The organism is Aeromonas sp. A35_P (genome assembly GCF_002259925.1).
Classification (GTDB): domain Bacteria; phylum Pseudomonadota; class Gammaproteobacteria; order Enterobacterales; family Aeromonadaceae; genus Aeromonas; species Aeromonas dhakensis.
Genome location: NZ_NEVB01000122.1, coordinates 29310 through 42557, shown reverse-complemented (window position 1 = coordinate 42557; position 13248 = coordinate 29310). Strand labels below are relative to the sequence as shown.

The window sequence follows — 13248 nt, the reverse complement described above, 5'->3', positions numbered from 1 at the left end:
CCCTAGCACAGCAAGATGACTTGACCAGCAGAGGACGAACGATAACCATACAAAAGTACAACAATCCATCCTGGCTCACATTTTCAACAACGAGGAGTCTGTCATGAAAAAAGTGGCCGTGATCTTGAGTGGCTGTGGCGTCTTTGACGGGGCCGAAATCCACGAGGCCGTCATCAGTTTGCTGGCGCTGGCCAGGCAGGGCGCCGCCGTGCAGTGCTTCGCGCCCAATGTTCCGCAGCTCCATGTCGTCAACCACCTGAGCGGGGAAGTGAGCGAGGGAGAGAGTCGCAACGTGCTGATCGAAGCCGCCCGCATCTGCCGCGGCCAGATCAAGGACGTGGCCGAGCTGGATGCCGCCGACTACGATGCCCTGCTGGTGCCGGGCGGCTTCGGCGCCGCCAAGAACCTGTGCGACTTCGCCATCAAGGGAGCCGAGTGCCAAATCCAGCCGGATGTGCTGAAGGTCTGCCAGAGCTTTGCCAGGGCCAACAAGCCGGCGGCCTACATCTGCATCGCACCGGCCATGATCCCGCTCATCTACGGCGCCGGCACCCTGGCCACCATAGGCCACGACGAGGGCACCGCCAACGCCATCGAGGCTATGGGGGGCAGCCACCTCAACTGCCCGGTCAACGAGTTCGTGGTGGATCAGGAGCGCAAGGTGATCTCCACCCCCGCCTACATGCTGGCCAGCAATATAGTGGAAGCCGCGGACGGCATCGAGAAGACCGTCAAGCAGCTGCTGGCACTCTGATTGCCAGACTGACCCAAACAAACGGGCCGCTCATGGAGCGGCCCGTTTTCAATTCTCGCGTATAGCGACGGATTAGATGCTTTCGCCCATCTGATCCATCTTGCCCAGCAGGGCACGCAGACGCTCTTGCCAGGCAACGTGCTCGTTGCGCAGCTGATGGTTCTCGTCTTGCAGCTTGCTGTTCTGCTCTTTCAGCTCGTCCAGCTCCATCTTCAGCAGGGAGATGTTGTCGACGGCGGATTGTACTTTGGATTCGAGTTGCTCAAGGACTTCTAGTGACATATGCATACCTGTATGTTCAATTGCGATGCCCCACAGAGGGCGATTCAAGCGCGTGAAGCCAGCATACCCTGATGGCATCGGCACAAACAAGCCGGTGCGCTGTAAAATGCGCCTTCCATGGATGTATTGACTAAATATGCGTCTATTTTTCTCGCATCCTGCGCCGGGGCCACGGCAGGGCCCGCACAAGCCGCCATCGCGCCCGATCTGCTCCCCTATTCACATCCACCGGACGCCTCAGCTGTGCAGGGCGATATAGGCCCCCAGCAGCAGGCAGGCGACCCCGTACATCAGCAGACCGTAGAGCAGGTTGCCGCGCAAAATGGCCCCGGCACTCAGATTGTAACGGGAGGCCAGCGCCAGGTTGGAGCCGGAGAGCGGGCTGGTGCCGGTGGCCAGCCCCCACCCCAGCAAAAAGGTCATGCCAAGCAGGCTGGGATCCGGCGCCAGCGGCCACAGCAGCGGCGCCAGCCCAGAGATGCTGATGAGCGGGTGTACTCCGACGATGGCCACCAGCAGAATCAGCAGCAGGGTGAGCGAGGCCTCCAGCCAGCCGAAGTGATGGAAGAAGGGCAAGCCGTGGCCGCCGCCCAGCTCAAGCACCGACAGGGCGCTGTTGATGCCGGCAGCCAGCAGGCCTGCCCCCAGAAACAGCACAATCTGGCCGCCGATGGCGGGGAAGCGCTCAACCACCTGCCGCTTGAGGGCAGGCCCTCGCCCCGTGCTCGGCATAAAGGCAAACGCCAGCAGCGGCGCCACCAGGGCGATCACCGCCAGGATGCCGAGATCCGGCCAGACCTGCTTGATCAGCAGCACCAGCCCGGCCAGGGCGACCGGCAGCCCCAGGGTCTGCAGCCGCAGCGGATAGCCGGCAAAATCCGCCACCCCCAGCCGCTCCACCTGCCAGGCGGTCAGCCCCATCGCCAGCAGGGTCGCCACCACCCCGAACGGCAGGATGCGCGACAGCTGCAGACCGGGGGCATAGGTGAGCGCCACCGCCATGGCGACGAAGAAGGGGGACCAGAAGGCCGCCGCACAGAAGATCCGGCTCAGCACCATTACCTGACGCCGCTCCAGGGTGCCGTTGCGCTCCAGCCGATCGCCGATGATGAACAGCACCGAGAGGTTGATGACGGCCCCCAGCAGGTTGAGGCTGGCCATGGTGCTCCACAGCCCCTTGCGCCCTTGCCATGAGGTGGTGCCGGTCAGCAGGCCCGAGGTGGCGAGATTGAGGGTGCTCACCGCCGCAAACATGGTGAGCATGTTGATGTTGGGCAGCAGCCAGTCCGCCGGCCGGAGGCTGGCGCCTTGCCAGCAGGAGAAGATCAGCAGCGCCAGTGCCGCCCCGTACAGGGCCAGCGCCTGACGGCGCGCCGCCCCCACCAGCCAGGGCCAGGTGAGCAGGGAGGCTCCCCAGGCGGCGATGGCCGCCGGCCAGGGGGAGAGCCCCAGATAGAGGTGCAGCAGGTTGAGCAGCCACATCCCCAGGATCAGATAACCCGACCAGCGCTTGGCCATCGACTCGCCTCGGTCAGGGGATCAGAGACACTGATCCATGTCCAACGACGGCTTGTCGCACTCCGGACGACCCACGATCTTGGCGGGCACGCCCGCCACTGTGGTGTGCGGTGGCACCGGGTTGATCACCACGCTGCCGGCGCCGATCTTGGCGCCCATGCCCACTTCGATGTTGCCGAGCACCTTGGCGCCCGCCCCAATCATCACCCCTTCCCGGATCTTGGGATGGCGATCGCCGCTCTCCTTGCCGGTACCACCCAGGGTGACGCTCTGCAGGATGGAGACATCGTCTTCGATAACCGCCGTCTCACCCACCACTATGCCGGTGGCGTGGTCAAACATGATGCCCTTGCCGATGCGGGCGGCCGGGTGCACGTCCACCCCGAACACCACGGAGATCTGGTTCTGCAGGTAGAGCGCCAGCGAACGACGCCCCTGGCGCCACAGCCAGTTGGCGACCCGGTAGCCCTGCAGGGCGTGGAACCCCTTGAGGTAGAGCAGCGGGGTGGAGAAGAGATCGACCGCCGGGTCGCGCTCCTGCACCGCGCAGATGTCGGCGGCGACCATGGTCAGCAGCTCGGGCTCGCTGCGCAGGGCCAGCTCGATCACCTCGCGCAGGGCGATGGCGGGCATGGTGGCGCTGTCGAGCTTGTTGGCCAGCTGGAAGCTGAGGGCCGAACGCAGGTTCTTGTGATTGAGAATGGTGGAGTGGAAGAAGCTGGCCAGCATGGGCTCTTCGGTCGCCATGCTCGCCGCTTCTTGCTGAATTTTTTGCCAGGTTCTGGCAACCAGATCATCCATGTTGCAGCCTACTGTTGTTCTGAGGGAGTGCCTTGCTGTTCCTTGTGCACCACGGAGATGGGGTCCATGTGGATGATGACATCCATGCGCTCGAATGCCTGACGAACCGCCAGTTCGGCTTCATCGGCAATCTGATGGGCCTTGACCAGAGGGAGCTGATCGTCCAGTTCCAGATGCAACTGCACGAAGCGGGTCGGACCGGACTGGCGGGTGCGCAGATCATGCACCCCGTGTACACCTTCGACAGCACAGCAGAGGGCCATTATTCTCGCTTGTTCCTCGGCTGGCAACTGACGATCGAGCAGCGCCTGCACCGATTCATAACCTATGTGCAACGCCCCCCACAGCAGGAACAGCCCGATCAGGATGGCAAACAGGCCGTCGGCCCAGTACCACCCCTGCCCCGCCAGCACCAGTGCCAGCAGCACGCCGCCGTTGAGCAGCAGATCGGAGCGGTAGTGCAGCATGTCGGCCTTGATGGCCACGCTGTTGGTCTTGCGGATGACGAAACTCTGGAAGCTGACCAGCAGCAGGGTCAGCACGATGGAGCCACCGCTGACCCACAGACCCGCCTCTAACCGTTCCAGCGGCGCCTGCTTGAGCAGGGAGGAGATGCCGTGCATCACCAGCAGCAGCGCGGAGCCCGAGATGAAGGCAGACTGGATCAGCCCGGCCAGCGACTCCGCCTTGCCATGGCCGAAGCGATGCTCGTCGTCGGCCGGTGACAGGGCATAACGGATGGCCAGCAGGTTGATGATGGAGGCGCTCACGTCCATGAAGGAGTCGGTGAGGGAGGCCAGCAGGCTCGAGGAGTCGGTCATCAGCCAGGCGATCAGCTTGCCGGTGATCAGCAAGGTAGCGGTGGTGACGGCGGCCATGCTGGCCAGCGTCACCCAGCGAGAATATTGTTGATGGCTCAAAACCGGCTTTCCTCTTGCGGTTAAAAAACTATTATACCCTGACCCCGGCGTCAGTTTGGCGCGAAAAATCAGCGGAATGACTTCAGATGCACAAAATACTCCTGGTCGACGACGATCTCGAGCTGACCCAGTTGCTCACCGAAATTCTGACCCTAGAAGGCTTCCAGGTGACCGTCGCCGAGGACGGCGAAGAGGGGTTGCAGCGGCTGGCCGAGCAGCACTTCAATCTGGTGCTGCTGGACGTGATGATGCCCAAGCTCAACGGCTTCGCCATGCTGACCCGGCTGCGCAAGACCCACGACACCCCGGTGCTGATGCTGACCGCCCGCGGCGACAGCCAGGATCGGGTCAACGGGCTGGAGGCCGGGGCCGATGACTACCTGGCCAAGCCGTTCGATGACAGGGAACTGCTGGCCAGGGTGCGCGCCATCCTGCGCCGTACCCAGGGCAGCCAGCCCCAGCGCGGCGGCAGTTCGGACGAGGTACGTTTCATGGATCTGGTGCTGCAGCCCGGCCTGCAGCAGGCCAGCTGCCACGGCGATCTGCTGGAGCTGACCGCCACCGAATTCGGCCTGCTGGAGTGCCTGTTGCGCAATCCGGGCCAGATCGTCAGCAAGAGCCAGCTCTCCGAACTGGTGCTCGGCAAGAAGCTGGAACCCTTCGATCGCGCCATCGACATGCACCTGAGCAACCTGCGCAAGAAGCTGCCTGAGCGCACCGACGGTCAGCCCCGCTTCAAGACGGTGCGCGGCCGGGGTTATCTGTGGCTGGAGCAGGCATGAAAAGCACCCGCACCTTCAACGGTCTCTCCACCCAGATCTTCCTCTGGTTCTGGTTCATGCTGTTGCTGGTGGTGGCCGCCGTGGTGATCCTGCCGACCCTGGATCCCCGCAACATCATCCCGCTGCCGGCCCATGAGATCGCCCGTCTCAACAACAATCTGAAGGCGCTGCAGAAGGGGGCGGATCCCAATCAGGATTTCGATCTGGCCCAGGCCATCGACGCCGCCGGCCTGCTGCCGGTGGACAACATCTACCTGCGCGATGCCAAGGGGCAGATGCAGTCCAGCACCCGCCTGAGCAAGTTCGTGGTCCGTTTCATGCTCGATTCGGACAACCCGGCCAAGCCCATGCTGGGCAGCGAGCACAAGCGGGCCATCGCCGGCCCCTTCCAGATGGAGCATCGCGGCCAGATCTACCACATCTACTTCGGCCTCAACGTCGAGAACTCCTATCTGTTCCTGTTCATCCAGATCCTGGACCACCCGATCCAGATCCTCGGCATCGCCATGCTGGTCAGCACCCCGCTCTGCCTGCTGCTGGCCTGGCGGCTGACCCGTCCCATCCTGCAGCTGCAGCAGTCGGTCTCCCGACTGGCGGAGGGCAATCTGGAGGCGCAGATCCCCAACCTGGGGCGGCGGGACGAGATAGGCCAGCTGGCTGATCACGTCAGCCACATGGTCGATACCCTCAAGAACATGATCCAGAAGCAGAAACAGCTGCTCTCCGACATCTCCCACGAACTGCGCAGCCCGCTCACCCGCATCCAGCTGGCGCAGGCGCTGATCCGCCGCAAGCAGGGGGACAGCAACGAGCTGGCCCGGATCGAATCGGAGATAGGCCGGCTCGACAAGCTGATCGGTGACCTGCTCGATCTGTCGCGAGTGCAGCAACATGTGGAGGCGCCGGTGGTGATGCCGCTGGCCGATCTGCTGGAGCCCATCCTGGACGACGCCATGTTCGAGGCAAATCAGAGCGGCAAGCAGCTCAGGTTGCCGCCGCTGCCCACCGACTCCCTGCGGATGTGGCCCGCTCTGCTGGCCCGGGCGCTGGAGAACCCGCTGCGCAACGCGCTCAAATATGCCCGCGAGTTCATCAAGGTGGACTGGTACCGGGAGGGGCGGGAGTGGGTGATGACCATCCGCGACGACGGCCCCGGCGTACCGGTGGCGCAGCAGGAGCAGCTGTTCCTGCCCTTCTTTCGGGTGGATGACGCCCGCAACGCCAAGACCGGCGGCACCGGGCTGGGACTGGCCATTGCGGCGGAGGCCATCTTGCGCCACGGCGGCACCATCCGCGCCAGCAGCAACCACCCGGCCGGACTGACCATCACCATCCGCCTGCCCATCGGCTGAGCAGGCCCTTTTCATCCGCCCGGGCGCTGGGTATGCTGGCGCCCTTTTCGCCCCATCAGGACGCCGTCATGCTCGACATCGTGCTCTACCAACCGGAAATTCCGCCCAACACCGGCAACATCATCCGCCTCTGCGCCAACACCGGCTATCGGCTGCACCTGATAGAGCCGCTGGGGTTCGAGTGGGATGACAAGCGGGTGAAGCGGGCGGGGCTCGACTACCACGAGTTTGCCGAGGTGAAGCGCTGGCCAAGCTTCGAGGCCTTTCTGGCGGCGGTGGCGCCGACGCGGGTATTTGCCTGTACCACCAAGGGGCGCACCGCCCACTCGGCAGTGCAGTTTGCCGCCGGGGATGCCCTGTTGTTCGGACCCGAGAGCCGCGGCCTGCCCGTCGAGATCATCGAGAGCCTGCCGTTCGAGCAGCGGCTGCGCATCCCCATGCTGCCCCAGAGCCGCAGCATGAATCTCTCCAACGCGGTGGCGGTATTCGTCTACGAAAGCTGGCGCCAGCTGGGCTACCCCGGCTCGCTGCAGGTCTGAACCAGATCTGCCTGGCTAGATAGCGGGCTCAGGAGGAGGCCTGCTGCGCCTCCCCCGCCCCGTGGGGTGAGTGGAGCAGCCGACCATCGCGCTCCAGCTGCCAGCAGAGCCAGCCCAGCGTCACGCCCCGCCCCGCCATCAGGGCCGCCATCGCGGCCCACAAGGCCGCCACGCCCCAGCCCTGACAGAGCCACCAGACCGGGAAGAAGCCGCCAAGGGCCGCCACCAGCATGCTGTTGCGCATCTCCCGGGCCCGGGTCGCCCCGATGAAGACCCCGTCCAGCAGGAAGCACCAGACCGCCAGCAACGGCATGGCGATGAGCCAGGGCAGCTGCGCGTTGGCCGCGGCGATCACCGCCGGCAGATCGGTGATGTGTGCGATCAGCTGGCTGCCCCCCACAGCAAACAGCAGGCTGAAGCCCAGCGCAATCAGCAGCGCCCAACCGAGGTTGAGGCCGATGGCCTCCCGCAGTCCCTGCCGATCCCGCCGCCCGATGGCGCGCCCCACCATGGCCTCCACCGCATAGGCGAAGCCGTCCAGCCCGTAGGAGATGAGCATCAGGAAATTGAGCAGCACCGCATTGGCGGCCACCGCCACGTCTCCCAGCCTGGCCCCCTGCAGGGTCATGAAGGCGAAACAGAGTTGCAGACAGAGGGAGCGGATAAAGATGTCCCGGTTCAGGGCCAGCAGTCGCAGCAACGCGGGCCACTGGCGCCAGCGCTGCCAGGCTCCCTGCCATGCCGTCGGCGCCAGCCGGCGCAGGTGACGGCTCACCAGCCAGAGTCCCAATCCGAGCGCGCTGTAGTCCGCCAGCAGCGAAGCGCCAGCCACCCCCTTCACCTGCCAGCCCAGCCCCAGCACGAACCAGGCATCGAGCCCCATGTTGACCAGGTTGGTGAAGATCAGCAGCAGCATGGGGCTGCGCGCATCCTGCATGCCCAGCAACCAGCCCATGATCACCAGGTTGCAGAGCGCCGCCGGGGCGCTCCAGATCCGTACCGAGACGTACTCGGCGGCATAGTGCTGCACCTCGGCGGAGCCACCGCTGAGGGCGATGAGGGTGGGGAGCATCGGCAGCAACAGCAGCAACAACGCCAGCCCCAGGGCGATGGCGAGCCCCAGCGCCCTGGCCAGGGTGTCGAGCTGGCCGGCCGGGCTGCTGGCGCCATGGGCCTGGGCGGTCAGGCCGGTGGTGGACATCCGCAGAAAGCCGAGCAGCCAGAACAGCAGGTTGATGAGGGTGGCCCCAACCGACACGCCACCGAGGAACCAGGCCTGGCCGAGATGACCGATCACCCAGGTGTCCACCAGCCCCAGCAGTGGGGTGGTGACATTGGAGAAGACCATGGGCAGGGCGAGGGCAAACACGGCGCGATGGCGGCGCCCGTCTCGCCACCAGACGGGGGTCAACATGCAGGAGGACGTCCGTTGCTCATCACTATTCGCCATCCAGCCGCACTATCCTGGCAAAGTCCGACACCATGCTCGCCATCACCACCCTGGGCACCCCGTCCTCGCTCAGACGGGGGCGAAACACGGCTTCCAGTTTGCCGGCCGGATTGATCAGCACGATGGAGGCGGAGTGGTCGATCAGGTAATCCTTCTCCCCCTGGTCGGCGATGGAGTAGATGAGCCCCAGATTGCGCACGAAGGGAAACAGCTTGTCGTGGGGGCCGGTCGCTGCCTTGAACTCCGGGTTGAAGAAGGCGGTATAGGTCTTGAGGCGGGCCACGTCGTCCCGCTGGGGATCAGCCGAGATGAACACCACCTGGCTGCTCGGAGCTATTTTTTTCAGCTCGGGATAGACGGAACGCAGATCCGCCAGGGTGGTCGGGCAGATGTCGGGGCAGAAGGTGTAGCCGACGAACAGGAAGGTCCAGTGGCCGGTCAGGCTGGCCGGCACGAACGGCTGGCCATCCTGATCGGTGAAGGCAAACGGGTTAATATCCCGCCCCGCCGGATAGTAGTCGGCGTGCTCGGGCAGGGAGGGCTGGCTCCAGTAATAACCGCCCATCATGCCCCCGACCAGCAGCAGAAACAGCAAGGGGTAACGTGGTTTCACCATAAAAACAAACCCTTTACGTCGACATGCCCGCCAGCCGGGCCAGATTGAAAGGGCTATTGTAACCCAGTGAGCACCGGGCCGACCACTCCCTTGTCACAGATGCCCGTTCGCTGGCCAACTTCGGTCAGAAGGTGACGCCGGGGTCTGCTAAGCGACGCCGGATCGCCCAAAACGACAGCCCCACCGGGAGGTGGGGCTGTTGCAACGGGGTCAGGGTTGTTGTCGGCGCCGCTCGTGCAGGCGGCGGCTCGAGGCGCGCAGCGGGATAACAGGGGCAGTCCAGAGATCCTCGGCCACTCCCTGCTCGTGGTGGCTGTGAAACAGGCGCACCAGACGGACGATCTTGTCCTTCGGGCACCCCAGCCAGATGGTCCAGCAGGCGCCCTTGTGGTGTACCCAGAGCGCGTAGAAACGGGTCATCCGGTTACCCTTGATGAAACGGGTGATGGAAGAAACGGGCGATGCCAGACCCGGATCCCATGGCGAGCTTGAAGCCATACCTGTCCTCCTTGATCAACAGGTCACGTCGACCGCCACCGTTCACCACCGCAAGGGGCGACCCGATGACTGCCGCGTGTCGACTGCGCGAGTGTGCCGCTGCTGTGCCGACTGCCGGCACCCTGCTGGCCACACTCTCCCTTCTATCCCGCTGACGCCTCTGCCCCCGGGCGAGGCACACATGCTGCCTGCACCGGGCGCGAAGCGCTTGTTATTCCCTGCTGCCCTCGGGGTTCCTGCCACCAGCGACGCGAAGCTGCGCGTCTTGCCGAGCATCGGGGGGCGGCTCACGCCAGTGAGCCAGCCTTACCAAATGATATATCTGAAATGAATCGCCTGCGGCGAGCGCCCGCAGACAAAAGTGCCGGGTATCAGGATCTGATTGAAATCACGGGGAAAGGAGCGCAGAAACAACAAGGCCTCCCATGGGAGGCCTTGTTGGCACGGATTACATCCAGTCGGCGTTGCGAATGACACCGACCGCCAGTCCCTCGATGGTGAGGTGCTGGCTGGCGAGATCCACCTCGATGGGGGAGAGCTCTTCGTTCTCCGGCAGCAGCCACACCTGGCTGCCCTTGCGCTGGAAGCGCTTGACGGTGACATCCTCGTCGAGCCGCGCCACCACCACCTGACCGTTGCGCACCTCCTGGGTCTTGTGCACCGCCAGCAGGTCGCCATCCAGAATGCCGATGTTCTTCATGCTCATGCCCTGCACCCGCAGCAGGAAGTCTGCCCGCGGGTGGAACAGGGCGGGATCCACCTGGTAGTGGCTCTCGATGTGTTCCTGGGCCAGGATGGGCTCGCCGGCAGCCACTTTGCCGATCAGCGGCAGACCGCTCTCTTCCAGCTGCTCTTCCTCTTCAAGCAGCAGGCGGATGCCGCGGGACGTGCCCGGCATGATCTCGATGACCCCCTTTTTGGCCAGGGCCTTCAGATGTTCCTCGGCCGCGTTGGCCGACTTGAAACCAAGCTTCTGGGCAATCTCGGCGCGAGTCGGCGGCATGCCGGTCTCGTTCATGTTCGCCTTGATCAACTCCAGCACTTCGGCCTGGCGGGGAGTAAGGGGTTTCATAGCATGGGCACCTGTCTTTTTATACAGCACACTGGCAGTATATACAGTGCAGTGGCCAAGGCAAGCCGCAGCTGACATTTGTCGCGGCCCTCTGTTCATTTGCCATGGTTTTGATCCCGCGCAGCCGACTCATCGTACCTCTCGGCGACAAGCAGTCGGTGATTTGCTATGCTCACGCCGCATTTTTTTGGAGAGCAGACGCACATGTCCCTTGGACAGAAGATTTCCAGAGCCATCTTGCAATGGCCGGTCAGCGGCTTGGTCAATCACAAGAGCCTGCCGGAAAACCCCATCACGGAACTCAAGCTGGATCCGGCCAGACCCATCGTCTATGCCCTGAAGACCAGCTCGATCACCGACCTGATGACCCTGCAGCAGTGCTGCGAGGATCTCGGTCTGCCCGGCCCCTTCACGCCGCTGGAGCTGAATGGCCAGCTGCTGCCGCGCTATGTCTGTCTGGATCGTCCGCCTCCCCTGTTCGGCAAGCGCAGCAAGCCGCTCCCCTTCTTGCAGGAGTTCCACCAGTTGCTGGATTTGCACAAGCAGGATCCGGCGCTGGACATCCAGGTGGTGCCCGTCACCCTGTTCTGGGGCCGTGCCCCGGGTCGGGAAGGCGAGGAGGCCTCCGGCTGGAACATCATCAGCAGCCTGGCGCCGAACCGCCTCAAGAAGGCGCTGATCGTTATCCTGAAAGGACGCGAGAACCTGGTGCGCTTCTCTCCGCCGCTCTCCCTGCGCTACATGGCGGACAAGCATGGCACCGACGAGGCCATCGCCCACAAGCTGGCGCGGGTGGCCCGCACCCACTTCAGCCGCCAGCAGCTGGCCGCCACCGGGCCCAAGCTGCCCAACCGCAACCTGCTGTTCAAGCAGCTGCTCGACTCTGGCGTTATCCAGCAGGCCATCGAGGAGGAGGCCCAGCGCGAGGGGATCAGCCTCGATAAAGCCCAGAAACGGGCTCACGGCTACATGGACGAGATCGCCTCCAACTTCTCCTACCGGTTGATCCGGCTCGGCGAGAGCTTCCTCGGCTGGCTGTGGAACAAGCTCTATCGCGGCCTGTCGGTCAACGGCGCCGAAAAGGTGCGCCAGCTGGCTCAGGAGGGTCACGAGATCGTCTACGTGCCCTGCCATCGCAGCCACATGGACTATCTGCTGCTCTCCTACGTCATCTATCACCAGGGTATGGTGCCGCCCCACATCGCGGCCGGCATCAACCTCAACTTCTGGCCGGCGGGCCCGATCTTCCGCCACGGCGGCGCCTTCTTCATCCGCCGCACCTTCAAGGGCAACCCGCTCTACAGCACGGTGTTCCGGGAATACCTCAATCTGCTGTTTGCCAAGGGCTACTCGGTGGAGTTCTTCACCGAGGGCGGCCGCTCCCGTACCGGTCGCCTGCTGCCACCCAAGACCGGCATGCTGGCGATGACCCTGCAGGCCATGATGCGCGGGCTGGATCGGCCGCTCACCTTCGTCCCCGTCTACCTGGGTTATGAGCACGTGATGGAGGTGAACACCTACCACAACGAGCTCAAGGGGAGCCGCAAGGAGAAGGAGAGCTTCCTGCAGGTGCTCGGCATCCTGCGCAAGCTGCGCAACTACGGCCGCGGCTTCGTCAACTTCGGCGAGCCGCTGACCCTCAACAGCTACCTCAACGAACACGTGCCGACCTGGAAGGAGCACATCGGCGAGGAGGAGCGCCCCGAGTGGATGGCGGGCACCGTCAACCAGCTGGCCGAGCTGCTGATGACCCGCATCAACGGCGCCGCCGCCGTCAACGGCCTGACCCTGAGCGCGCTGGCGCTGCTGGCCGCCGAACGCCACGCCCTCACCCGCGACGAACTGCAGGCCCAGCTCAACACCTATCTGGACCTGCTCAAGCAGGTGCCCTACAGCCCGCACAGCACCATGCCGGCCGAGGATGCCAAGACCCTGCTGGATCAGGCGATGGAGCTCAACAAGTTCGAGGTGAGCGAGGACAAGCTGGGGCAGATCATCAGCCTCGACCGCTATCAGGCGATCCTGCTGACCTACTACCGCAACAACATACTGCACCTGTTCGCCATGCCCTCCCTGGTGGCAGCCCTGATCGAGCGTTGCGAGGGGATCTCCCGCGGCGAGATCGTCGCCCGCTGCATCGACATCTACCCGCTGCTCAAGACCGAGCTGTTCCTGCGCTACGAAGAGGATGAGCTGCCGGAGCTGGTCGATGCCCTGCTGGCCGAACTGCAGCGCCAGCAGCTGATCGAGGCCCGCGACGGCGGCTTCTGGGTCAATCCGGTCAATCAGACCCGCCTGCTGCTCTTGGCCGAGAGCATTCAGGAGACCCTGCAACGCTACGCCATCGTGCTGACCCGGGTGCTGGCCCAGCCCCGTATCGAGGCGGAGCAGCTGGAGGCGGACGGCCTGATGATGGCGGAGCGCCTCGGCACCCTGCACGGCATCAACGCCCCCGAGTTCTTCGACCAGAAGCTGTTCAGCACCCTGATCCACACCTTGCGCAGCGAAGGCTACCTCGACCCGGGCTGCAAGCCGGATCTGGGCCGCTTCCAGGCGCTGGCCGACAACATAGTGCCGCTGCTCAGCACCAAGATCCGCCGTACCATTCAGGCGGGCAACCGGACCTGAGCCGGGACACATCAATGAAAAAGGCCGCATGTTGCG

13 protein-coding genes are annotated in these 13248 nt (G+C 64.2%); 5 read left to right on the top strand and 8 right to left on the bottom strand.

Annotated elements, in window-relative coordinates:
- The first annotated feature begins 103 nt into the window (after positions 1-103).
- Positions 104-754: an isoprenoid biosynthesis glyoxalase ElbB gene (gene elbB, locus CAK78_RS08995; RefSeq protein ID WP_094697059.1), complete on the top strand. Its 651-nt coding sequence runs from the start codon at positions 104-106 to the stop codon at positions 752-754.
- A gap of 72 nt (positions 755-826) precedes the next feature.
- Here elbB and CAK78_RS22830 read toward each other — a convergent pair whose 3' ends face one another.
- The 4 genes from CAK78_RS22830 to fieF form a co-directional block, all read right to left on the bottom strand.
- Positions 827-1036, bottom strand: a complete 210-nt coding sequence (locus CAK78_RS22830) for a cell division protein ZapB (RefSeq protein ID WP_005307594.1) — start codon at positions 1034-1036, stop codon at positions 827-829.
- Positions 1037-1273: 237 nt separating this feature from the next.
- Positions 1274-2554 (bottom strand): hypothetical protein, encoded by a 1281-nt coding sequence (locus CAK78_RS08985; RefSeq protein ID WP_094697058.1) that lies wholly within the window; start codon positions 2552-2554, stop codon positions 1274-1276.
- Between the two features lie 21 nt (positions 2555-2575).
- Positions 2576-3355, bottom strand: a complete 780-nt coding sequence (cysE, locus tag CAK78_RS08980) for a serine O-acetyltransferase (RefSeq protein WP_010635504.1) — start codon at positions 3353-3355, stop codon at positions 2576-2578.
- An 8-nt stretch (positions 3356-3363) separates the two neighbouring features.
- Positions 3364-4275 carry a cation efflux pump FieF gene (gene fieF, locus CAK78_RS08975; protein ID WP_010635505.1) on the bottom strand — a complete coding sequence of 304 codons (912 nt, stop codon included), beginning with the start codon at positions 4273-4275 and terminating at the stop codon, positions 3364-3366.
- 86 nt (positions 4276-4361) lie between these two features.
- Here fieF and CAK78_RS08970 point away from each other — a divergent pair, with 86 nt between their 5' ends.
- The 3 genes from CAK78_RS08970 (at position 4362) to trmL (ending at position 6948) form a co-directional block, all read left to right on the top strand.
- The gene (locus tag CAK78_RS08970) at positions 4362-5057 is read left to right on the top strand and encodes a response regulator (protein WP_010635506.1); all 696 of its coding nucleotides are present in this window, start codon (positions 4362-4364) and stop codon (positions 5055-5057) included.
- A complete protein-coding gene (locus CAK78_RS08965) occupies positions 5054-6409 on the top strand; it encodes an ATP-binding protein (RefSeq protein ID WP_094697057.1) in 1356 nt (451 codons plus the stop codon). The genes CAK78_RS08970 and CAK78_RS08965 overlap by 4 nt, the downstream gene beginning before the upstream one ends.
- A 68-nt stretch (positions 6410-6477) precedes the next feature.
- Positions 6478-6948 carry a tRNA (uridine(34)/cytosine(34)/5-carboxymethylaminomethyluridine(34)-2'-O)-methyltransferase TrmL gene (trmL, locus tag CAK78_RS08960; RefSeq protein ID WP_176452729.1) on the top strand — a complete coding sequence of 157 codons (471 nt, stop codon included), beginning with the start codon at positions 6478-6480 and terminating at the stop codon, positions 6946-6948.
- A 28-nt stretch (positions 6949-6976) separates the two neighbouring features.
- On the opposite strand, the gene dinF is transcribed toward trmL, so the two are convergent.
- The 4 genes from dinF to lexA all read right to left on the bottom strand — a co-directional run bounded on the left by dinF (position 6977) and on the right by lexA (position 10584).
- Positions 6977-8398 carry an MATE family efflux transporter DinF gene (dinF, locus tag CAK78_RS08955; protein ID WP_094697055.1) on the bottom strand — a complete coding sequence of 474 codons (1422 nt, stop codon included), beginning with the start codon at positions 8396-8398 and terminating at the stop codon, positions 6977-6979.
- Positions 8388-9014, bottom strand: a complete 627-nt coding sequence (locus CAK78_RS08950; protein WP_176452728.1) for an SCO family protein — start codon at positions 9012-9014, stop codon at positions 8388-8390. The genes dinF and CAK78_RS08950 overlap by 11 nt, the downstream gene beginning before the upstream one ends.
- A gap of 210 nt (positions 9015-9224) precedes the next feature.
- Positions 9225-9512, bottom strand: a complete 288-nt coding sequence (locus tag CAK78_RS08945; protein WP_094697053.1) for a hypothetical protein — start codon at positions 9510-9512, stop codon at positions 9225-9227.
- A 448-nt stretch (positions 9513-9960) separates the two neighbouring features.
- A complete protein-coding gene (lexA, locus tag CAK78_RS08935) occupies positions 9961-10584 on the bottom strand; it encodes a transcriptional repressor LexA (RefSeq protein WP_005307564.1) in 624 nt (207 codons plus the stop codon).
- Positions 10585-10788: 204 nt separating this feature from the next.
- On the opposite strand from lexA, the gene plsB reads away from it, so the two are divergent.
- Positions 10789-13212: a glycerol-3-phosphate 1-O-acyltransferase PlsB gene (gene plsB, locus CAK78_RS08930; RefSeq protein WP_094697052.1), complete on the top strand. Its 2424-nt coding sequence runs from the start codon at positions 10789-10791 to the stop codon at positions 13210-13212.
- Positions 13213-13248: the final 36 nt, after the last annotated feature.